Here is a 21,302-nt window from a genome sequence, read left to right on the forward strand (position 1 = left end):
CCGGACGGCCGGCGCCGCTTCTCGAGATGCGCCACATCAGCAAGACCTTCGGCAGCATGGCCGCCCTGAAGGACGTCTCGCTGTCGGTGGAGCGCGGAGAAGTGCATGCGCTGATGGGCGAGAACGGCGCCGGCAAGTCGACGCTGATGAAGATCCTCTCCGGCGCCTATCGCGCCGACGCCGGCGGCTCCATCCTCATCGACGGCCGGGAGGTCGACATCGACGGGCCGCAGGCCGGCCGCCATTGCGGCATCGCCGTCATCTATCAGGAACTGTCGCTGGCCCCCAACCTGACGGTCGCCCAGAACATCTTCCTCGGCCGGGAGCATCGGCGCGGCGGCTTCACCGACCGCAAGGCGCAGGAGGCGGCCTGCCGCGACGTGCTCGCCCGTCTCCGCCTTGCCTTCCCGCCGTCGACGGTGGTCTCCCGCCTGTCGCTCGGCGAGCGGCAACTGGTGGAGATCGCCCGGGCGCTCGCCTCGGACGCCCGCATCCTGGTGATGGACGAGCCGACGACCTCGCTCAGCCTGCTCGAGACGGAACGCCTCTACGAGATCATCGCCGACCTCAAGGCGCACGGTATCGGCATCATCTACATCAGCCACCGCATGGAGGAGATCTACGCGCTGTCCGACCGGGTCAGCGTGTTGCGCGACGGCCGCTACGTCGGCACGCTCGGCCGCGACGAGATCGTCGCCGAGCGGCTGGTGGCCATGATGGTCGGCCGCGATCTCTCCTCCTTCTACAAGAAGGACCATCGGCCCGCCGCCGATCGCCGGACGCTGCTTTCCGTCCGCGACATCGCCGACGACGTCCGCGTCCACGGCTGCTCCTTCGATCTCAAGGCCGGCGAGGTGCTGTGCCTGGCCGGCCTGGTCGGCTCGGGACGCACCGAGCTGGCCCGTCTCGTCTACGGCGCCGATCCGCGCACGCGCGGCAGCATCGCCCTCGACGGCCGGGCGCTCGACATCCGCCGAGCGCGCGACGCCATCGCTGCGGGCATCGTCTATCTCACCGAGGACCGGCGCCGGCTCGGCCTGTTCCTGGAGATGTCGATCAACGACAACGTCAGCATCAACGTCGCGGCCGGCGATGCCCATGGCGCCGGCTTCACCAATGCCGTGAAGGCGCGCGAGCGGGCCGACCGCGCGATGAAAACACTGGAGATCCGCGCCACCGGCATCTCGGCCAAGACCGGCGCGCTGTCGGGCGGCAACCAGCAGAAGGTGCTGCTCGGCCGCCTCTTGGAGACCGAGCCGCGCGTGCTGATCCTCGACGAGCCGACGCGCGGCGTCGACGTCGGCGCCAAGTCGGAGATCTATCGGCTGATCGACGATCTCGCGACGCGCGGCATCGGCGTCCTGATGATCTCCAGCGAACTGCCGGAGGTCGTCGGCGTCGCCGACCGGGTGCTGGTGATGCGCGACGGACGGATCGTCGGCGAGATCGCCGCCGCGCCGGACCAGCCGATCACCCAGGAAGCCATCATGGCCTACGCGACCGGTGTCGCCGCCGTCGACGCGGACGCCTGAACGGGCCAATTCGGGAGAGGTTCAGTTGACCAACACGACGAAAACCATCGACGCCGGTGCGCTGGCGCGCGCCGACAGGCTGCAAACCGTCATTCAGATCGCCGGCATGCTGCCGGTGCTGATTCTGCTCTGCATCGGCTTCGAGCTGCTGAGCGGCCGCTTCGCCACCTTCACCAACCTCTCCATCGTCATGCAGCAGGCGGCGATCAACACCACGCTGGCCGCCGGCATGACCTTCGTCATCCTGACCGGCGGCATCGACCTGTCGGTCGGCTCGATCGTCGCCGCCTCGGCGATGGTGTCGGTGATGGGCTCGCTGATCCCCGGCTGGGGCTATATCGGCATTCCCGCCGGGCTGGCCGTCGGCCTTGCCTGCGGCCTGGTCAACGGCCTCCTGGTCGCCGTCGTCAAGCTGCCACCCTTCATAGCCACCCTTGGTTCGCTGACGGCGGTGCGCGGCTTCGCCCGCCTGATCGGCAACGACACCACCGTCTTCAACACGGCGATGCCCTTCGCCTTCCTCGGCAACGGCTCGCTGTTCGGCGTGCCCTGGCTGGTGATCATCGCCTTCGCCGGCATCGTCGTCTCGTGGCTGATCCTGCGGCGCACGGTGCTCGGCACCTTCATCTACGCCATCGGCGGCAACGAGGACGCGGCCCGCCTCGCCGGCATCCGCGTCACGGCGGTGCTCACCTTCGTCTATGCGATTTCCGGGCTGTTCGCCGGCCTTGGCGGCGTCATGAGCGCCGCCCGCCTCTACGCCGCCAACGGCTTGCAGGTCGGCCAGTCCTACGAGCTCGACGCTATCGCCGCCGTCATTCTCGGCGGCACCAGCTTCGTCGGCGGCATCGGCTCGATCTGGGGCACGCTGGTCGGTGCGCTGATCATCGCCGTGCTGTCTAACGGCCTGATCCTGATCGGCGTTTCCGATATCTGGCAGTATATCGTCAAGGGGCTGGTGATCATCGCCGCCGTCGCCCTCGACAGGTATCACCGCTCGAGAGGATGACCGGCGACGGACTCCAAATGGCACGGCGGCGCGATCGATATCGATGCGCCGCCGCCCTGTCTTGATAAATCAATGGTCTCAGATATCGAACTGGGCCGGCAGGATCACCAGGTCGCGGACGACGACGTTGCGCGGCCGCGTCAGCATGAACAGCACGGCTTCGGCGACTTCCTCGGGCTCGATCAGGCCGCCGGCCGCCTTCAGGGCGGCAAGCCGCTCCGGCACCCAGTCCTTGAGGAGGGCGGTGATCACCGGGCCGGGCTGCACCGCGCCGACGCGCACGTCATGTTTCGCCACCTGGCGGCGGACGGTGTGCACGAAGGCCTGCACCGCGTGCTTGGAGGCGGTGTAGATCGGCTCGACCATCACCGGCACCACGCCGGCCACCGAGCTGGTGAACAGGATGTCGCCGTGCTTGCGCTCGATCATGTAGGGCAACACGGCATGGGCGGTGCGGAAGGCCGCGTTGATGTTGAGGTTGAGCATGCGGTCCCAGGCATCGGGATCGCCGGTGGCGGCGTCGCCGCCGATATAGGCGCCGGCGTTGGCATGCAGGATGTCGAGCTTGCCGGCCTTGTCGATGATCTGCGGCAGCATGGTGGCGACGCTCTTGGGATCCAGGAGGTCGATGCGGACCGGGAAGGCGTTGGCGCCGATCTCGGCGCAGGCCTTGGCGAGACCTTCTTCGTCGCGGTCGACGACGGCGACCCGGGCGCCGGCCTCGGCCATGGCCTTGGCGCATGCCAGGCCGATGCCGGAAGCGCCACCGGTGACGGCGGCAACCTGACCTTCGATACTCACAGCCATTTCAGTCTCCTTTCGTCCGTATCCGACGGACAATCGCTTTGTTTGTTGGACGTTTCCTCAAGTGTTCTCATGCGACCTGCAGCAGGCCGCCGAGGCGCATCTGCTCGATCATCCAGCGCCGGGCGGTGGCGATCTCCACCACCGGCTCGTCCGATTTCTCGGTCCACATCTCCATCAGGAAGGGGCCGCGATAGCCGAGGTCGGCGAGCGTGGCGAAGCAGGCCTTGAAGTCGACGCAGCCGTCGCCGAAGGGCACGTCGCGGAACTGGCCGGGGAAGTCGCCGGTTACCTTCAGCGTGTCTTTCAGGTGGATGGCGACGATGCGGTCGATGCCCGCCCTGAGCTCCGCGTCGACGTCGTTGCCCCAGGCCGTGAGGTTGCCGAGGTCGGGGTAGACGCAGAAGTACGGCGAGTGGATGAGCTGGTCGTATTCGCGCCAGCGGGTGATCGAGTTGATGAAGGCGGTGTCCATGATCTCGACCGCCAGCATCACCTGCGCCTTGGCCGCCTCGCGCACCGACCACTGCAGGCCTTCGATGAACCGCTCCTTGGTGCCGACGTCGGCTTCCTCGTAGTAGACGTCGTAACCGGCCACCTGGATGGTGCGGATGCCCAGGTCGACGCAGAGGTCGATCGCCCGGCGCATGATGTCGCGCGCCTTGACGCGCGTCGACGGATCGCGGCTGCCGAACGGGAAGCGGCGGTGCGCCGACAGGCAGACGCTCGGCACCGAGACGCCGAAATCGCGCACGGCGGCGCAGAAGGCGGCGCGCTCGGCCTTCGACCAGCTGAGGCGCGTCATGCGTTCGTCGGTCTCGTCGATCGACATTTCGACGAAGTCGAAGTCCAATGCCTTGGCGAGCGCCAGCCGCGCCGGCCAGTCGAGGTCCTTCGGCAGGGCCTTCTCATAGATGCCCAGCGGGTTGGGCAGCGCCTCTCGGGTCACGTCGTCCTCCAGATATTGGTGGCTCTCAGCGTCCGGCCGGCAGGGTGGACAGCGTGTCGGCCAAGCGGCGGAAGGCCGCGTATTTTTCGCGATAGGCGGGGAAGCTCCCGGCATCCGGCTCGATCAGCGCGCCGGATGGGCACATGGCCGCCATGGCTTCCTTGAAGCCCTTGTGGACGCCGGAGCCGACGGCGGCGGCGATGGCGGCGCCGAGGCAGCCGGACTGCTCGACGTGCATCACCTCGACCGGCATCTCGGAGATGTCGGCGACCATCTGCATCCAGGGCTTGGAGCGGGTCGGGCCGCCGGTGAGGCGCAGCGTCTTGTCGCGGCCGGACAGCTTGACGATCCGCTCGAGGTGGACGTGCTGCGAGAAGCAGATGCCCTCGTAGACCGCCTGCAGCACCTGGCCGAGGCCGTGGGCATTGGCGAGGCCGTGCAGGCCGGCCGTGAGATCGTCGCCGAGGTTGGAGGCGAACAGATAGGGCAGGAACTGGATGCCGGTGCCCGCCTTGGGCAGCGCCGAGATCATCAGGTCGGCCTGGCGGTAGCAGTCGGGCATGCCGCCGAGGAAGGTGCGGACGAACCATTCGAGGTTGCCGGCCGAGGTCGGGCTGCCTTCGTGGACGAAGTAGCGGTCCGGCATGCAGTAGCGGCCCCAGATGTAGGGCCAGTTGTCGCCTTGGGGCTTCAGGATGCGGTCGGTGGTCCAGGTGACGATGGTCCAGGTGCCCATCACCACGTTGACGAAGCTCGGATCGGCGAGGCCGGCGCAGACGGCGGCCGACACCACGTCGAAGAAGCCGCCGAACACCGGCGTGCCCGCCTTGAGGCCGGTTTCCTCGGCCGCCTTGGCGCTCAGGCCGGCGACGCGCTCCTCCGAGCCGACGACCGGCGGCAGGCAGCCCTCCATCTCGTCGATGCCGAACATCCTGAAGAGAGCGGGGTCGTAGGCGCCCTTCTCGACGTTGTAGAGATTGCTGCCGGAGATGTTGGTGACCTCGGCGGCGAAAACGCCGGTCAGCTTGTAGCGGACGAAATCGTGCGCCATCAGCACGTGACGCGTCCGGCGGTAGTTGTCCGGCTCGTTGGCCTTCATCCAGGCGAGCAGCGACACCGGGTGGCCGGTCCAGAGCTGCTGATAGCCGTAGGGATAGCTCGCCGCGTCGAGCCCCTTGGCCTTCCAGTCCTTGACGATGGACAGCGAGCGGTTGTCGGAGGAGATGATGCCGTTGCGCACCGGCTCGCCGTCGGCATCGAGGGCGTAGAGCCCCTTGCCGTGGGCGGAGAAGCTGATGCCGGCGATCTCGTCGGCCGAAACGCCGGCTTCGGCGACGACGCGGCGGATGGTGCCGGCGACGATCCGCCACATGGCGTTCATGTCGCGCTCGGACCAGCCGACGTGGGCGGCGACGCCGTTGTCGACCTCGGAGGCCACGGCCTTTTCATGCCCCTCGGCGTCGTAGAGGCCGCTCTTGATGACGGTGCCGCCGATATCGATTCCGAGAAAGTAGGTCACGGCTCTTGGTCCTTTGAAGAAACGCGGGACTGGTTCGGCTTGCGCCGGGCAAAGAGGATCCCGTCCGTCGGACGGATGGCCCGGCGATCAGGCGTGGTCGGTTCGGGGCGGCCGAAGGGCTGTCAGCCGGCGGCGAGAAGGCTTCGATATTTCAACTGGTCGCCCGCCATCTCGCGGAAGACACGGTATTTCCTGTCGTGGAAGGCAGCGGTTTCGGATCGGGGCATCGTCACCGAGACATCGCCGGCCATGGCCAGCATGGCGTCGGTGAGCTTGGGATAGAGGCCGGCCGCCGTCGCGCCCAGCATGGCCGAGCCGAGCAGCATCGCCTCGCTTTCCGAGATGATCTCGATCGGCAGGCCGGTGACGTCGGCGAATTCGCGCACCCAGAGCGGGTTCTTGGCGCCGCCGCCAGCGAGGCGGATGCGCTTGATGGCGTAGCCGTTGCCGTTCATCGTCTCGATGATGTGGCGCGTGCCGTAGGCGACCGACTGCAGCGCGGCGAGATAGCGGACGGCGAGGCTTTCCAGCGTGTCGTCGAGCTTGAGGCCCGAGATCATGCCGGTCAGCGTCGGGTCGGCGAGCGGCGAGCGATTGCCGAGGTAGTAGCCGAGCAGGTGGAAGTCGCTGGTCGGGAACGGGTTCCCGGCCTCGATCTTGCCGACGAGATCGTTGAGATAGGCGTAGGTCGACCGGCCCGTCCGGGCGAGCTCCTTCTCCAGCGCCGGCCAGGCGGCGCTGTCGCGCACCACGAAGTCGACCAGCGCGCCGGCCGCGCTCTGTCCGCCTTCGGCCAGCCAGTAACCGGGCACCATGGCGCCGTGATAGGGGCCCCAGACGCCGGGAACGAAGTGGCGGTCGCGGTTGGAGGCCATGTGGCAGGCCGACGTGCCGGCGATCACCGCCAGCGCTTCCTCGGGCCGGTCGCCGAGCACGCCGACGCCGCCGGCGTGCGCGTCGATCAGGCCGACGGCCACGACGACGTCCGGCGACAGGCCGAGCTCGGCGGCGGCCGCCGCCGTCAGTTTGCCGGCCGGGGTGCCGGCCTCGAGAATGGTGTCGCCGATGCGGTTTTCATCGAGCAGCTCCACGAGGTCGAGCGCCTCGAAGAACGGCCGCGACCAGCGCTTTTCGTGATGGAGGTAGGTCCACTTGCAGACGGTGGTGCAGGCCGAGCGCACGGTGCTGCCGGTCGACCGCCAGCTCAGGAAGTCGGCGAGGTCGAGGAACAGGGCGACGCGCTGGTATTGCTCGGGCAGGTGGGTCTTGAGCCAGCGGATCTTGGGGATCTCCATCTCCGGCGAGATGGCGCCGCCGACGAAGTCGAGCACCTCGTAGCCGCCCTTGTTGATGGCTTCCGCCTCGGCGAGCGCCCGGTGATCCATCCAGACGACGACATTCCATTGGTCGTCGCCCGTCTCGGACACCGACACCGGCTTTCCCTCGGCGTCGACGGCCACCAGCGAGCAGGTGGCGTCGTAGCCGATCGCCTTGATGTCGCCGACCGGCACGCCGGCGGCGACCACCACGGCGCGGACGCACTCGACGACGCCGGCCCAGATGTCGCCGGAGGACTGCTCGACGTGGAGCGGCCGCGGCTTGTTCATCCGGATCGGGCGGTCGGCGACGGCAAGGCGGCCGCCGCGCTCGTCGAACAGCGCCGCCCTGACGCTGCCGGTGCCCACATCCACGCCGATGACATAGGAAGTCATGGTCAAACCTCGTGACGCCGCTTTTCCTGTTGACCGGTCCGATGGTCCGGTCCCTGGTGTTCTGCCGGGAGGCGCCTCGTCGACTTGCGGGGCGCCTCCCGGCTTGTTCAGCGCGAATTCCGCTTGCGTAGATAGCCGATGAGGACGGCGATCAGCAGGATGACGCCCTTGACGACGCGCTGGCTGTAGGGCGACAGGCCGATCATGTTCAGGCTGTTGTTGAGCACGCCGAGCAGCAGGGCGCCGATCAGGGTGCCGACGATATGGCCGCGGCCGCCGGTGATCGCCGTGCCGCCGAGCACCACCGCCGCGATGGCGTCGAGCTCCACGCCGATGGCCGAGTTGGGCTGGCCGGACAACAGGCGCGAGGTCTGGATCATGCCGGCGATGGCGGCGGTGAAGCCGGAGATGGCGTAGACCATCAGCTTGATGCGGGCGGTGCGGATACCCGACAGGATGGCCGCGTCTTCGTTGCCGCCGACGGCGTAGACGTAGCGGCCGATCGGCAGGCGGTTCAGCACGAAGTAGGCGGCCGCGAAGACGATCAGCATGATCAGCGTCGGGATCGGCAGGCCGAGCACGTATTCGCGGCCGATGAACCCGAACTCGCGATCGATCGGCAGCGGATAGCCGTTGGTGTAGATGAGGCCGAGACCGCGCGGGATCTCCATCATCGCCAGCGTGACGATGATCGGCGGCAGGGCGAAGCGGGCGATGAAGAAGCCCGACACCGCGCCGGTCAGGGCGCCGCCGAAGATGGCGACCAGCGCCGCCGCCCAGAAGGGGAAGCCCATGTTGGCGATCATGCCGGCCATCAGCGTCGAGGCGAGCGCCACGATGGCGCCGACCGACAGGTCGATGCCGCCGGTCAGGATGACGAAGGTCATGCCGACGGCGATGATGCCGGTGGTGGACACCTGGCGCGTGATGTTGAGCAGGTTGTCGGCCGTGAAGAAGTTCTCGTTCATGAACGAGGTGAGGATCATCAGGACGATCAGCGCCACGAAGGAAACGAATTCCGGCCGGCCCACGGCGGCCTTGGCAAGGCCGACCAGTCCGGCGGGCTCTTCGCGCGATGTCGCGCCGGTGGCTGCAGCTTCACCCATTTTCACCTCCCGAGGCGTAAAGCATGATCTTTTCAGAGTTGATGTCGGCGCCGGTCAGCGTGGCGCGGATCGAGCCGTAGCGCATGACCAGCACGCGGTCGCAGATGCCGATCACTTCCGGCAGGTCGGACGAAATCACCACCACGCCGAGGCCCTGCGCCGCCAGCTCCTGCAGCATGACGTAGATTTCCGCCTTGGCGCCCACGTCGATGCCGCGGGTCGGCTCATCGAAGATCAGGAGCTTGCAGTTGCTGGCCAGCCAGCGGGCGATGATCACCTTCTGCTGGTTGCCGCCGGACAGTTCCGACACCGTCTTGAGGTCGGAGGTGGTGCGGATGCGCATGCGCTGGATGAAGCGGTCGCTGAGCGCCTTTTCCTGGCGCGCCACCACCATGCCGAACTTGTTGGTCAGGCGGGCGACCGTGCTGACCACGATGTTGGAGCGGATGGAGAACGGCAGGAACAGGCCGGTCCGCTTGCGGTCCTCCGGCAGGTAGCCGATGCCGTGGCTCAGCGCTTCGTGCGGCGAGCGCAACTGGATCGGCTTGCCCTGGAACAGCACTTCTTTTTCAGTGGACGGATCGCGGCCGATCAGGGCCAGGAAGCTCTCGGTCCGCTTGGCGCCGACCAGCCCGGCGATGCCGAGGATCTCGCCGCGCCGCACTTCGAAGGAGATCTCGTCCGAGCCGGGGAAGCGCAGCTTGCGCACTTCCATGATCGGCGGCTCGGCCTTTTCCGCGGCGCCGCGTTTCGGCGGGAAGGCCTGCGTCACCTCGCGGCCGACCATCTTGGAGATCAGCTCGTCCTGGGTGCAATCGCTGACCGGACCGGTATAGACGTGGCAGCCGTCGCGCAGCACCGACACGGTGTCGGCGATCTCGAAGATCTCCTCGAGATGGTGGGAGATGAAGAAGCAGCCGACGCCCAGCGCCTTGAGGCGCTCGATCACCTCGAACAGCTTCTTGACCTCGCGCGGTGTCAACGTCGCCGTCGGCTCGTCGAGCACCAGGAAGTTGCACTTGAAGATGGTCGCCTTGACGATTTCGACCGATTGCTGCTCGGCCACCGTCAGGTCGGCGACGGGACGGTCGAGCGGGAAATACATGTCGAGCCGGTCGAGGGCCTCGCGGGCCATGCGACGCATGGAGCGGCTATCGAGCGTGCCGAACCTGGTGCGGATCTCACGGCCGAGAAAGATGTTCTCATAGGCATTGAGCTCGGGGACCAGGCTGAATTCCTGGAAGATGATGTTGATGCCGAGTTTTTCCGACTCACGGGTGCGCGTCGGATGAACTTCTTTTCCATCAATCAGCAGTTCGCCTTCATCGGCTTGGTAGACGCCGGACAGGATTTTCATCAGCGTCGACTTGCCGGCGCCGTTTTCGCCGACCAGCGCGTGAACCTCGCCGCGTTTCAGCGAGAGGGAGACATCGTTGAGGGCGACGATGCCGGGGAACCTCTTGGTGATATGTTTCATTTCGAGCATGGCGGAACCCTCGGAGCGCGCCGTTCCAGACGGCGGTGCTGATCGGACTGTCCGGAAAACGGGTTCGCCGCGGGGAGGGGCGGTCGGCCGCTTCCTCCCCGCGACGGATCGATTACCAGGCGAAGGTCGCCGCGTTGGATTGGTCGACGAGCTCGACGTCGATCGGGATCACGGCCGGAACGTGGGCGCCCATGTACTTGGCAAGCGCGATGGCGAGGCCGATCCGCATCTGGTCGCGCGGGAACTGGGCGGCGGTGGCCTTGAAGGCCGTGCCGGCAGCGATCGCCTTGGTCGCCTCGGGGGCGCCGTCGACCGAGGTCAGGACGATGTCCTTGCCCGAGCCCTCGATAGCCGCCAGCGCGCCCATCGAGCCGCCGTCGTTGACCGAGAAGACGCCCTTCAGGTCGGGATGCGACTGGATCATGTTCTCGACGACGTCGACGGCGATGTCGCGTTCCTGGCGGCCGTTCTGGATGTCGACCAGCTTGACGTCCGGCGCCTTGGCGAGGGCGTCCTTGCAGCCGCGAACGCGCTCGAGGATCGGAACCACGGCGATACCGTCGAGGATGGCGACCTCGCCCTTGCCGCCGATATCCTTGATCAGGGCATCGCAGGCCAGCACGCCGGCATCGTAGTTCTTGGAGCCGACGAAAGCGTCGACGCCGGCGGCCTGCGCGTCCACCGACACCACCGTCACGCCTTTGGCCTTGGCGGCTTCGACGGCGCTGCGCACGCCTTCGGAGTCGGTCGGGTTGACCACCAGGATATTGACACCCTTGGAGACCATATCCTCGATGTCGCTGAGCTGCTTGGAAACATCGTGGCGAGCGTCGGCAACGTAAACTTCAGTATTGTCACCGAGCAGCTTGGCGAAAGCCGTGACTTCCTCGTTCATGACGATGAAGTAGGGGTTGTTCATTTCCTGGAAGGAAACACCGATCTTGGGAGCGTCCTTGGCGAGAGCTGCACCTGCCGACAGGACAAGCGTCGCCGAAGCGGCGAGCAGCGCCGCTTTTGCATGAATATTCATAACGTCTCCTCCGTAATTATTGCCTTTCGGCGGATTCCTTCTAGCCGACCTCCTCGATCTGCCCCTAGACGATTTTCCTGATTTGTCTTGTACTTTTTCCACCCTTCCCTTGAATCTTCAGGGGAATTCGCCGTACCGATTAGCCTTTGGTCTGAGTGGCAAAGGGCGTCCGGCGGTTCGTCTTGACAGGGGCGCCGCCGGCTTCCGATCATTGCCGGCGGGCGAGCTGCCGCTGGCCGACCGATAGGAACCGACAATGCCGGAGATGAAGCCGTCGCTCGAGGTGAACGACAACAACCTCGGAAATTCCTTCCGCTTTCAGCGCTGCGGCTGGCCGAACGACAGCGACAAATGGCATTTTCATCCCGAATACGAGCTGCACCAGATCGTCAGGACCAGCGGCAAGCTGTTCATTGGCGACAACGTGCTGAATTTCCGGCCGGGCAGCCTGTTCCTGATCGGACCCTACACGCCGCACAACTTCGTCAGCGACGCCCGCAGCGGCGCGGTGGTTCCCGAGCGCGACCTCATCCTGCAGTTCCGCAAGGAGTGGATCGAGGCCAGCGCCAACGTGCTGACCGAGTTGCGGCTGCTGCGTCCGGCCTTCGACGAGGCGGTGTTCGGTGTCGAGTACGGCGGCGAGACGCAGCAGGCGGTCTACGGCCTGATGAACCGCATCGACAGCGAGGAGCCGCTGGAGCGGCTGATCTCGTTTATGCGGATCATCGACCATCTGAAGCAATGCCGCCGCAAGACGGTGCTCGGAACGTCGCGCTATTTCATCGACATGCGGACCGCCTCGCTCAGGCGGTTCAACAAGGTGGTCGACTATATCCACGAGCACATCGAGGAGGACGTCTCGATGGAGGAGGCCGCCGACCTCGTCGGCATGAGCTATAAGATGTTTTCCCGCTGGTTCATCGAATGCACCGGCATCGGCTTCCGCCGTTACGTCATCAAGACGAGAATCAACAAGTCCTGCGAGTATCTGTTCTCCACCTCGCGCTCCATCCAGGAGATCTGCTACCTGGTGGGGTTCAACAACGTGTCCAACTACAACCGGCTGTTCCGGCAGGTCATCGGCGTCACGCCCAGCGAGTTCCGTCGCAAGTCGCAGGAAGCGCAGGAATACGAGTTTCCGCTCGAAGGCTTCGCCGCCGCCTGACGCGGCGGCGTCAGGTTTCGTTGACGGTGGGAAAATAGGACTTCATGTGCTCGTAGAGCCGCTTGAAGTTCTCGAAGGTGCGCTCGTAGACGGCATTGGCGGCGGCGTCCGGCGTCAGCACTCTCGCCTGTTGGCGGACGCTCAGCCAGTCGACCATCTGCTGGCGGTCGATCATGCCCACCCCGTAGGCGGCGATCACCGCCGCGCCGTAGGCCGCCTTGCCGCTGTTGGGCAGCACCCGCACCGGCCGGCCGGTGACGTTGGTGATGATTTCCACCCAGAGGTCGGATTTCGACACGTCGCCGACCACGGTCAATTGGTCCTCCAATCCCTGGAAGGCGGCGCTGCCGTAGTCGATGTTGTTCTTGAGCGCGTAGGCGACGCTCTCCAGCATGGCCCGGTAGAGGTGCGACTTGGTATGGCTGAGCGTCAGGCCGGTGATGGTGCCGCGCGCGTCGACGTCCCAGATCGGGCTGCGCTCGCCCATGAAATAGGGCAGCATCATCAGGCCGTTGGAGCCGGGCTGAATGGTCGAGGCGTGCTCGTCGAGAAGGTCGTAGGCCGATATGCGCCGTTTGCCGCCGCTGGTCAGCGACTCGACCAGCCGCTCGTTGTCGGCGAAATTGTCGCGGAACCACTGGACCACCGAGCCGGAGGTCGCCGAGCCGCCGTAGGAATAGGTGAGCGTCTCGCTGTCGATCACGTAGGGCATCGACACGAGGCCTGGAAAGCGGTCGGCGCTGGCGTGGATGAAGCCCCAGCAGGTCGACGAACTCAGCATGGCGGCGTGCTGGCCCTCGCGCACCACGCCGGCCCTGAGCGTGGCGACCGCCGCATCGACGCCGCCGGCGCAGACCGGCATGCCCTCGGTAAGGCCGAGCATGCGGGCGCCGGCCTTGTGCAGCCGGCCGACCACCTCCTGGGAGCCGACCAGCCGCTCCGGGAAGAAATAGGGAGGGATGTCGAGGATATCGGCCATCTCCTCCGACCAGGCGCGCTTGCCGAGGTCATAGACGCCGCCGATGTTGCAGGCCTGCGAATGGTCGACGGCGATTTCGCCGGTCAGGCGATAGATGATGTCGGCGTTGGGCGGCAGGAAATAGTTGATCCGCGACCAGACCTCCGGCTCGTGGTTCTTGATCCACAGGATCTTGGTGAAGCCGAAGTAGGAATCCGCGCCGTTGCCGGTGATGGCGTAGAGATCCTCCTCGCTGATCATCTGGCGAACGCGTTCGCTTTCGATCTTGGCGCGACGATCCAGCCAGAGCAGGCAAGGGCGGATCGGCTGCATGCCGACGTCGACCGGAATGCCGGTGCCGCCGCCGATGGCCGACACCGCCATGCCCTTGACGCTCTGGGCGGTGACGCCGGCGCGCAGCAAGGTCTCCCGCACGGCCTCCGTGAAGGCGTGCAGCCAGGCTTCGGACGATTGCTCGGCCCACAGGCTGTGCAGGCTGACGAAGCCGTATTCGGCCCGCCCCTGGCCGAGGATACGGCCGTCCCGATCCACCAACACGGCTTTCACCGACGAGGTGCCCAGGTCCACGCCCAATACGCAATCGGCCCCGGTCATTCGCACCAGGCCTCCTCTTCCGTCTCATCCCTTTTTGGCGGCAGGATTCTCACGCCTGCCTACTTCAGAGCAACAATAGTAGTCCATTCCCTTGCGGCGGGGCAATCGACGGATTCAATCGTTTGGACGATGGGTAACGACGGATTTACCTGCGAAGGCCCGTCTTGCTGGTCGAGTCCATGGAGTGCACGCTGGCGTCGACATTGACGATCGATGCGCTTTCGCTACTTTATTTTGTGCGCCTCATGAAATACACTAATTCGTGGTGTGGCTCTTTCGGCCTGTTCCCTAAGCTACCTTGATCGCTACGACGCTCGTCGACCATCGCCAAGCTGGAGACTCCAATGACCGCCAAGTTGCCTAACCCGATCGACATCCATGTTGGTTCGCGCGTGCGCATGCGCCGGTTTCTCGTCGGGATGACGCAGGGGAAGCTGGCGGAGCAATTGGGGATCACCTTCCAGCAGGTCCAGAAATACGAAAAGGGGACGAGCCGCATCAGCGCGTCGCGTCTCCAGACGATCGCCAATGTCTTCGAAGTGCCGGTGGGTTTCTTTTTCGAGAATATCGCCAGCCATGCGAGCGCCGAATACGATCCCCTGTCGGATGCCGCCGACGCGTCGCTGCTGACGCTGGACGGCATGGCGCTCAACAAGGCTTTCGTTCGCATCCGGAGCGCCAGGGTCAGGAGATCGATCATCGAGCTGGTGAAGCTTTTGGCCGACGACTGCGATGCATCGCTGACCGATCTGTCGATCGATGCGGATATCCGGGGGCTTCGCTCCAACTGAATTTCGGAAGGCATTCGAACCAAAAGGGGAATGGCGTGCCCTTCGGACTGAAGACCTTCGGCGAAACGCGATTGACCGGCCCCGGCGGTCTGTCCGTCGCCTTTCCCGACAAGGGACTTCTGGCAATCGTCTTTCTGGGCTTTCGTCCATCCGGACGGGTTTCCCGGACCGAGTTGGCGTCCTTTCTCTGGGGAGAGGACGACGACGGCGGCGCCAAGGCGCTTGGCAACCTCCGCCAGTTGCTGTCGCGGATCAGAACGCGCCAGCGGGAACTCGGAACGGCCTTTCTCGATATCGACTCCTCCGACATCGCCTTGTATCGGGGCGCCGTCAGGTTCGATTTCGAGGAACTGCAGCCGGACCAATCCGAAGACCCCGTCGCCAGTCTGGAAGCGTTCCTGAAGGTCATGTCGGGGCAGTTTCTTGCCGATCTCGATGCCTCGTCGGAAACGGGCCAGCTCTGGCTTCTCGAACGGCGCGATTTCTGGCTGGCCGAATTCGCTGCCGCCCTGGAGGAGGCAGCAGCCGCTCTCTCACGCCTGAACAGTGCGCCGATCAAGGACGCCGCGGCGCGGCTCATCGAGCTGGATCCCTACAGCGATATCGCCCATCAGGTGCTGATGCGGGTCTACGCCAAGGACCGCAGGCTGTCGCAGGCCCGCCTCATCTACGATCGCTACAAGCAGCAGCTCTGGTCGGATCTCAATACCCGGCCGTCCGAGGACATGCTTCGCTTCGCCCGCCTGCTTTTCAACGACGAGGGGAGGGTGGCGGCGGCCGGCCTGGAGACGGCGCCCGAGCGGACCGAAGCCCGCGATCCGCAGCCGGCTCTGGCTTTTCGCCCGCCGCTGCCGCGCCTGTTGCTGCTGCCGCCGAAGCGCCCCGAGGAGCCGCGCAGCTGGGCGCCGATTTCCGGCCTGATCGAAGACGTCACGATCGGTCTCTGCCGCATCCGGACGCTGGCCATCGTGGCGCCGCATACCGCCAGGCGGATCGCCGGTATGGCGGGTGCCGAGGCCGATCTCCTGAGGCAGTTCGACGTGTCCTACGTTCTGGAAACGCGGCTGCAGGAGCGAAACGGCGAGACGGCCCTCTATGCCACGCTCGTCCATGTCGCCAGCGACGAGGTTCTCTGGTCCGAAAGGTTTCGCGGCCATCCAGACGATTTCCCGGACACCTACGGCGAACTGGTTGCCCGGATTGTCCTGGAGACGACCGGCTCGATCGAGAGGAAGGAGCTGTCGAAGATCCGCACCGTCTCGAAGCCGACCGCCTATCAGAATTTTCTGCTCGGCCAGCACAGTCTTTCCATTGCCGATCTGCCCGGCATTCGCCGGGCGCGGAAATTCTTCCGCGCCGCCCTTCACGACGCACCGCAGTATGCCTCGGCGATTGCGGGACTGGCGCGAACCGAGCATCTCGAATGGCTGTTGACGGCGCGAGGCGATGAGGAACTGCTTCTCTCAGCGGAAGTTCATGCCCGGGATGCGATCCGGATCAGCGCCGACGATGCCGGCGGCTATCATCAGCTCGGCGTCGCCAAGCTCTACCAGGGGCAGTTTTTCGAAAGCATGGAAGCCTTCTTGGAGGCCGAAAGCCGGGCTCCGTCGCACGCCGACCTGATCGCCGATCATGCCGATACGCTCGTTCACACGGCCGATCCGATCCTTGCGCTCGACAAGATCAAGCGGGCGATCGAACTCAACCCGCTATGCCCCGACCTTTACTGGTGGACAGCGGCGGGGGCGAATTACTGTCTTGAGGAATATGGCGAGGCTATCGCTTGCATCGGCCGCATGGCCGACCAGGCCAATGCCGGAAGGTTGGCGGCGGCGGCCTATGCCATGCTTGGCGATCAACGGAGCGCCAGAAGGGAGATGCGCCGGACACTCGCGATCTATCCCGACTTCACCGTCGACGATTGGCTGACCAAGGTGCCGATCCGCGAAAAGTGGAAACAGGATATGTTGCGAGACGGCATGCGGAAAGCGGGCTTCAAATAAGGGGTCCGCGTTTTGAGGAGAAAGACCATGGCTAAGTTGGTAGTTCTGGGTATTTCCGATGAACCCGGGTATTGGCTCGTCGATTTCGAGAACGGCACGGTGTCCGTGCTGCCGGAAGGCACAAAAGAGCCGTTCGATTTTTCGAAGACGGCTCGCGACAAGGGAGCGAAGCTGGTCGCCGGTGTCGATCTCGCGGTGGCGCTCGATAGCGGCGATGACGCGATGGTCGGCAAGGGCGAGGCTTCCTCCGGCCGCCTGAGTGCCTATTCCGGCCGTTTCAGCAACTAAGAAGGTCACGTTCGGTCCGGACAAGTGGCATCAAGCGAACACACCTATTCGGACCGCACGTGCCGTCCGGAGGAAACTCTGGCGCGCGTGGCGCCGGCGCTCGCCGAGCATGGGGTCACGCGCCTCGCTAAAGTGACCGGCTTGGATTGCATCGGTATTCCGGTGTGGAATGTCATGCGCCCCAATGCGCGGTCGCTGTCGGTCCATCAGGGCAAGGGCATAACCGATATCGACGCCAAGGCGTCGGCCGTCATGGAAGCGCTCGAGCGGGCGTGTGCCGAGCGGTCGAGCCTTTTCGTGCGAACGGCTTCGGCCGAAGAGCTCGTCGGGGAGGGCAGGCTCTGCGATACCCTCGACGATCTCGTCGCGATTGGCCACCAGCCCCTGGATAGCGGCTGCCGGCTGGAATGGGTCGAGGGGCAGGATCTGATCGGCGGCCGGTCCATCTGGGTGCCGCTCGAAGCCGTGCGTCTCGACTTCACCCGCTCCTCGCATTTCTGGCAGTCGTCCGACGGTCTCGCCTCCGGCAATACAGACCGGGAGGCGATCTTCCACGGCCTGCTCGAACGCATCGAGCGCGACGCCGACACCCTCTGGTCCCTGGAGCGGTTCGAGCGGCAGGCGGCGACCTGCGTTTCAAGCGCCGATCTCGGCGATCCCGTGGTGACCGCGCTGGTCGATCGCATCGAGCGAGCCGGGTTCATGCTGCGGCTTTTCGACATGACCAGCGATCTCGGCGTGCCGACCTTCTCGGTTCTGCTCGCTCCGGCCGAGGCTTTGTCGCGCCGGTCCCTCCGCTATATCGACATGACCATGGGAAGCGGCACCCATCCGATTGCCTATCGCGCGGCGCTGAGGGCCATCACCGAAGCCGTGCAGTCGCGGCTGACGCTGATCACCGGCACGCGCGACGACGTCGAGGACGACGTCTACGAGAGCGAGGCGTCGGAATTTCTCCTGCGCAAGCTGCGCCTGAAGCCGCAAGGCCGGATCCCCGCCGATTTGACCCTGCCGGGGGACGGGGTGGAGGCGATGCTGGCGCGCCTTCTGGAGGTGCTTCGGGATCATGGGATCGGCCGCGTCATCGCTGTGCGGATGAACCCCGGCGAAGAGCGCTTTTCGGTGATGAAGATGATCGTATCGGGCCTGGAACATCCCGAAGGCCGCCGGCAGCGCCGGTTCGGCGCCAGGGCCCTCTCGCGCCTCCTGGTGTTTCGATGAAGCTGATATTCGTCGGTCCCTCGCTTCACGGCGCCGAACTGCCCGTTGCTGCCGGCACCGAGCTGCGGCCGCCCGCGGCGAAGGGGGACGTACGCCGGGCCGTGGAGGAGGGGGCGGACGTCATCGGCCTTGTCGACGGCTATTTCGAAACGACGGCCGCGGTCTGGCACAAGGAAATCCTCCATGCCCTGTCCTGCGGGGTGCGCGTGTTCGGTGCGGCGAGCATCGGCGCGTTGCGGGCCGCCGAGTGCGCCGCCTTCGGGATGACCGGCATCGGCGCGATTTACGAGGCCTATGCCGCCGGCCGGCTGGAGGACGACGCCGAGGTGGCGCTGCTGCACGCACCGCGCGAACTCGGTTATGCGCCGCTGTCCGAACCCCTGGTCAACGTAAGGGCCACGCTCGACCATATGCTGGCGGCCAACCTCATCGTCGAGCGTCAATTCCGGACGCTGATCGAAACGGCGTCGGCGATCTTCTACAAGGAACGGACCTGGAAGGCGATCCTTGCCGCGGCGACGCTATCCGCCGACGAACGGGCGCTGATCGGCGGGCTGGTGCGGACGTCTCGCGTCGACCAGAAAATGATCGACGCCATGGCGCTCGTAAAGGCGGTGGAACTGGAAACCGGCGTCCGGTCGAAGGAACCGCCCGCCTGGGACTTCTCGCATACGTCCTACTTCCGGATGCTTGCTACCTAGCGGATAGCCTCCTGTATCCAGTTTGTAACGGCGCTGTCACGGCGCAGTTGGTTAGGTTCCCTCCACGTTATTTGTGCTTGGTAGGCTAGGAAGGGGATTCAAGATGCTGGATAGAACCGTCGACAAGGCCGTCACGGCCGATTCGGAAGAGTTCGCCGCTCTTGCGCGACTGATCATTTATGCGCGTCAGACGTCCAAGACGCTGAACGCCGAGTTCACGTCCTATTGCCTCGACCTCGCGCTCGCGGCTGTCATCGACGAGATGGAAAAGGCCGGCCTCGACACGTCGATCATGGCTCCGAACGCGGAAGCGGTGATCGGCGAACTTCACTGAAGGATCGGCCGCGGCTTTTCACCGACATGCCCGATCATCGTTGATCGGCGGCCGGTGAATATTCGAACCACGCTGGGCTTTGCCTGAGCGCCGGAAACTGGAGTTTCCGGCGCCTTGTATATTGGCGGGCTGACCAACCTGGGCCGGAGCTGGCTTCAACTTATTGCTTCGACGAAGGTCAGCTCGGACTTTCCGCTGACGGCGACATCCTTCAGCCAGGCATTAAAGGCGACGCTATGCGGTTCGGCGAGGTGGCTGGCGAAGGCCGTCTCGTCGGCATAGGTCTCGACAACGTCGAAGCGGTTCGGCTCGTCGCAGCGCCGGTAGACCTGGAACAGGCGATTGCCGGCTTCCTTGCGGACGTGGCGGGCAAGGTCGGAAAGGCGCGCCGCCAGTTGGTCGGTCTTGCCCTCCCTGGCCTCGAGATGTGCGATCAGCGAAACCTCCACGATGCATTCTCCTCGTTGACGCTCAGCCGGGCGGCGTGTCCGTCTCGCCCTCTACCTGGTCCATCAGGTCATAGTAGGGACCACCCAGCCGATAAAGGTCGGCGAACACCCCGAACAGCTTGGCATAGCGATCCCGCCAAGCCGGATTCGGTTTGATTTCCATGTCATATCTCACACAGCGGCGCACGGCCTCCGCCGTGTCCGCGAAGGCGCCGAGCCCGAGCCCACCGATCATGGCGCAGCCGACGATGCCGTTCTCGGCGTCGGCGGTACGCAGGATCGGCAGATCGTAGATCGATGCCTTGACCGTCAGCACGAAATCGGACCGCGATCCGCCGCCGGAGGCGATCAGCCGGCCGATCGGGCCGGTAGCCGCCCGGAGATCGTCGAGACAACGGCGAGCGCCGAAAGCGGAGCCTTCGATGACCGCCCGATGCAGGTCGCCGGCCCGGTGGCGGCGGGTGAGGCCGAAGAACTGGGCGCGCGCGTTGCGTCGGGCGGCGTTGCGTTCGCCGGAGAGATAGGGAAGGAAGACGAGGCCGCCGCTGCCGGCCGGCGCCTGCTCGGCCAGGTCGGCGATCTCGGCGTAGGATAGCGCGTTGTCGTGGAAGGCGAGGCGCGCCCAACGCATGGCGTCGCCGCCGGAATCGAGAATGGTGAATACGCCCCACGCCTGGTTGGCGAGGTGTAGGTTGTTGACGCCGGCTGCGGGCCGCGGCTTCGGGCTGACCACCGTCAGCAGCGTGGAGGTGCCGGTGCTGTCGGATGCGACGCCTGTCTCGTAAACGCCGGAACCGAGGATGGAAGCCGCCATGTCGGAGGTGCCGGCCACGACCGGCAGGCCGGCGGGCAGGCCGGTCGAGCGGCAGACGGCCGGCAGCACCGCGCCGATGACGTCGGTGGCGGTCTTGATCTCCGGCAGGAAGGCGCGGCTAAGCCCGAACAGCGCCAGCAGACGATCGTCATATCGGCCGGTGCTGGCGTCGAGGAGATAGAAGCAGGAGGCCTCGCTGAGGTCGGTGGCCCGGACGCCAGTGAGACAGGCGTTGATATAGTCTTTCGGCATCAGCAAACCGGACGCCCGATCCCAGGCCTCCGGCCGGTGGCGCCGGATCCATTGCAGCTTGAACGCCGGCCATGCGGTGGTGGGGGGATTGCCGGTGAGCGTGGTCAGCGCCGGCAGGTCGTCGCGAGCGGAAAAGGTCTCCACCTCGGCCTCGCAACGTTTGTCGTTCCAGAGCGGCACCTCGTCGAGCACCGGCTGGAAGTCGTCGTCGACGAGCACGGTGCCATGCATCTGGCCGCACGTCGCGACGCAGAGCAGCCGACCGGCGGCGTCGGGATGGTCCGAGAGGATCTGCCGGATGCCGTTCTCCGCGTTTGCCCACCACTGACTCGCTCGCTGCTCGCTCCAACCGTGCTTCGGTGTGAGCTGGTCGTGTTCGCGCTGGACCATGGCGTCGATGCGTCCATCGAGACCGACGAGAGCCACTCGAACGCTGCCGGTGCCTATATCGATCGCCAAAACTCTGTCGCGTATCATGGCTGTCATCCATTCGCCTGTTTGTAGTTTTACAACTATGATTGTGCGAATGAAAAGAGTCATGACCATACGACCAAATGCTGATTA

At 65.4% G+C, this 21,302-nt stretch carries 19 protein-coding genes; 9 read left to right on the forward strand and 10 right to left on the reverse strand.

Annotated features, from left to right (window positions below):
• Positions 1–26 precede the first annotated feature (26 nt).
• Positions 27–1,532: a sugar ABC transporter ATP-binding protein gene (locus CJ014_RS04035; RefSeq protein ID WP_100079349.1), complete on the forward strand. Its 1,506-nt coding sequence runs from the start codon at positions 27–29 to the stop codon at positions 1,530–1,532.
• Positions 1,533–1,578: 46 nt separating this feature from the next.
• Complete coding sequence (locus CJ014_RS04040; RefSeq protein WP_245427099.1) at positions 1,579–2,541, forward strand: ABC transporter permease subunit; 963 nt, start codon at positions 1,579–1,581, stop codon at positions 2,539–2,541.
• 78 nt (positions 2,542–2,619) lie between these two features.
• Here the strand turns inward: CJ014_RS04040 and CJ014_RS04045 are convergent, their stop codons facing one another.
• The 7 genes from CJ014_RS04045 to CJ014_RS04075 all read right to left on the reverse strand — a co-directional run bounded on the left by CJ014_RS04045 (position 2,620) and on the right by CJ014_RS04075 (position 11,141).
• Entirely contained in the window at positions 2,620–3,348 is a 729-nt protein-coding gene (locus CJ014_RS04045; protein WP_100079192.1) for an SDR family oxidoreductase, read from the reverse strand.
• A gap of 67 nt (positions 3,349–3,415) precedes the next feature.
• Entirely contained in the window at positions 3,416–4,294 is an 879-nt protein-coding gene (locus tag CJ014_RS04050; protein WP_245427052.1) for an L-ribulose-5-phosphate 3-epimerase, read from the reverse strand.
• Between the two features lie 25 nt (positions 4,295–4,319).
• Complete coding sequence (locus tag CJ014_RS04055; RefSeq protein WP_100079194.1) at positions 4,320–5,813, reverse strand: FGGY-family carbohydrate kinase; 1,494 nt, start codon at positions 5,811–5,813, stop codon at positions 4,320–4,322.
• 122 nt (positions 5,814–5,935) lie between these two features.
• The gene (locus CJ014_RS04060) at positions 5,936–7,525 is read right to left on the reverse strand and encodes an FGGY-family carbohydrate kinase (RefSeq protein ID WP_100079195.1); all 1,590 of its coding nucleotides are present in this window, start codon (positions 7,523–7,525) and stop codon (positions 5,936–5,938) included.
• A 107-nt stretch (positions 7,526–7,632) separates the two neighbouring features.
• Complete coding sequence (locus CJ014_RS04065; protein ID WP_100079196.1) at positions 7,633–8,631, reverse strand: ABC transporter permease; 999 nt, start codon at positions 8,629–8,631, stop codon at positions 7,633–7,635.
• A complete protein-coding gene (locus tag CJ014_RS04070) occupies positions 8,624–10,117 on the reverse strand; it encodes a sugar ABC transporter ATP-binding protein (RefSeq protein WP_100079197.1) in 1,494 nt (497 codons plus the stop codon). Before CJ014_RS04070 ends, CJ014_RS04065 begins: the two co-directional genes overlap by 8 nt.
• Positions 10,118–10,229: 112 nt before the next feature.
• Positions 10,230–11,141, reverse strand: coding sequence for a substrate-binding domain-containing protein (locus CJ014_RS04075; RefSeq protein ID WP_207765668.1), 912 nt, complete (start codon positions 11,139–11,141; stop codon positions 10,230–10,232).
• A 262-nt stretch (positions 11,142–11,403) separates the two neighbouring features.
• Here CJ014_RS04075 and CJ014_RS04080 point away from each other — a divergent pair, with 262 nt between their 5' ends.
• Positions 11,404–12,312 carry a helix-turn-helix domain-containing protein gene (locus CJ014_RS04080; protein ID WP_100079199.1) on the forward strand — a complete coding sequence of 303 codons (909 nt, stop codon included), beginning with the start codon at positions 11,404–11,406 and terminating at the stop codon, positions 12,310–12,312.
• A 10-nt stretch (positions 12,313–12,322) separates the two neighbouring features.
• Here CJ014_RS04080 and CJ014_RS04085 read toward each other — a convergent pair whose 3' ends face one another.
• Entirely contained in the window at positions 12,323–13,885 is a 1,563-nt protein-coding gene (locus CJ014_RS04085; protein WP_100079200.1) for an FGGY-family carbohydrate kinase, read from the reverse strand.
• A gap of 344 nt (positions 13,886–14,229) precedes the next feature.
• On the opposite strand from CJ014_RS04085, the gene CJ014_RS04090 reads away from it, so the two are divergent.
• The 6 genes from CJ014_RS04090 to CJ014_RS04115 all read left to right on the forward strand — a co-directional run bounded on the left by CJ014_RS04090 (position 14,230) and on the right by CJ014_RS04115 (position 19,223).
• Positions 14,230–14,676, forward strand: coding sequence for a helix-turn-helix domain-containing protein (locus CJ014_RS04090; RefSeq protein WP_100079201.1), 447 nt, complete (start codon positions 14,230–14,232; stop codon positions 14,674–14,676).
• A gap of 35 nt (positions 14,677–14,711) precedes the next feature.
• Entirely contained in the window at positions 14,712–16,679 is a 1,968-nt protein-coding gene (locus tag CJ014_RS04095; RefSeq protein ID WP_165790730.1) for an AfsR/SARP family transcriptional regulator, read from the forward strand.
• 27 nt (positions 16,680–16,706) lie between these two features.
• Positions 16,707–16,967, forward strand: coding sequence for a hypothetical protein (locus CJ014_RS04100; protein WP_100079203.1), 261 nt, complete (start codon positions 16,707–16,709; stop codon positions 16,965–16,967).
• A 24-nt stretch (positions 16,968–16,991) separates the two neighbouring features.
• Positions 16,992–18,188: a YcaO-like family protein gene (locus CJ014_RS04105; protein ID WP_100079204.1), complete on the forward strand. Its 1,197-nt coding sequence runs from the start codon at positions 16,992–16,994 to the stop codon at positions 18,186–18,188.
• Positions 18,185–18,889, forward strand: coding sequence for a TfuA-like protein (locus CJ014_RS04110; RefSeq protein WP_100079205.1), 705 nt, complete (start codon positions 18,185–18,187; stop codon positions 18,887–18,889). The genes CJ014_RS04105 and CJ014_RS04110 overlap by 4 nt, the downstream gene beginning before the upstream one ends.
• Before the next feature lie 103 nt (positions 18,890–18,992).
• On the forward strand, positions 18,993–19,223 hold the full coding sequence (locus CJ014_RS04115) for a hypothetical protein (protein WP_100079206.1): 231 nt from the start codon (positions 18,993–18,995) through the stop codon (positions 19,221–19,223).
• A gap of 155 nt (positions 19,224–19,378) precedes the next feature.
• On the opposite strand, the gene CJ014_RS04120 is transcribed toward CJ014_RS04115, so the two are convergent.
• A complete protein-coding gene (locus tag CJ014_RS04120) occupies positions 19,379–19,672 on the reverse strand; it encodes a putative quinol monooxygenase (protein ID WP_165790732.1) in 294 nt (97 codons plus the stop codon).
• A gap of 22 nt (positions 19,673–19,694) precedes the next feature.
• Positions 19,695–21,284, reverse strand: coding sequence for a xylulokinase (locus CJ014_RS04125; protein ID WP_342588514.1), 1,590 nt, complete (start codon positions 21,282–21,284; stop codon positions 19,695–19,697).
• Positions 21,285–21,302 lie beyond the last annotated feature (18 nt).

Source organism: Pleomorphomonas carboxyditropha (genome assembly GCF_002770725.1).
Lineage (GTDB): Bacteria > Pseudomonadota > Alphaproteobacteria > Rhizobiales > Pleomorphomonadaceae > Pleomorphomonas > Pleomorphomonas carboxyditropha.

Excerpts from the sequence above, each read along its gene's own strand:
- CJ014_RS04035 (WP_100079349.1), top strand. The coding sequence starts at position 27 with ATGCGCCACATCAGCAAGACCTTCGGCAGCATGGCCGCCCTGAAGGAC.
- CJ014_RS04125 (WP_342588514.1), bottom strand. The coding sequence starts at position 21,284 with ATGGTCATGACTCTTTTCATTCGCACAATCATAGTTGTAAAACTACAA.
- CJ014_RS04045 (WP_100079192.1), bottom strand. The coding sequence starts at position 3,348 with ATGGCTGTGAGTATCGAAGGTCAGGTTGCCGCCGTCACCGGTGGCGCT.
- CJ014_RS04115 (WP_100079206.1), top strand. The coding sequence starts at position 18,993 with ATGCTGGATAGAACCGTCGACAAGGCCGTCACGGCCGATTCGGAAGAG.
- CJ014_RS04060 (WP_100079195.1), bottom strand. The coding sequence starts at position 7,525 with ATGACTTCCTATGTCATCGGCGTGGATGTGGGCACCGGCAGCGTCAGG.
- CJ014_RS04085 (WP_100079200.1), bottom strand. The coding sequence starts at position 13,885 with ATGACCGGGGCCGATTGCGTATTGGGCGTGGACCTGGGCACCTCGTCG.
- CJ014_RS04100 (WP_100079203.1), top strand. The coding sequence starts at position 16,707 with ATGGCTAAGTTGGTAGTTCTGGGTATTTCCGATGAACCCGGGTATTGG.
- CJ014_RS04080 (WP_100079199.1), top strand. The coding sequence starts at position 11,404 with ATGCCGGAGATGAAGCCGTCGCTCGAGGTGAACGACAACAACCTCGGA.
- CJ014_RS04090 (WP_100079201.1), top strand. The coding sequence starts at position 14,230 with ATGACCGCCAAGTTGCCTAACCCGATCGACATCCATGTTGGTTCGCGC.
- CJ014_RS04065 (WP_100079196.1), bottom strand. The coding sequence starts at position 8,631 with ATGGGTGAAGCTGCAGCCACCGGCGCGACATCGCGCGAAGAGCCCGCC.
- CJ014_RS04110 (WP_100079205.1), top strand. The coding sequence starts at position 18,185 with ATGAAGCTGATATTCGTCGGTCCCTCGCTTCACGGCGCCGAACTGCCC.
- CJ014_RS04070 (WP_100079197.1), bottom strand. The coding sequence starts at position 10,117 with ATGCTCGAAATGAAACATATCACCAAGAGGTTCCCCGGCATCGTCGCC.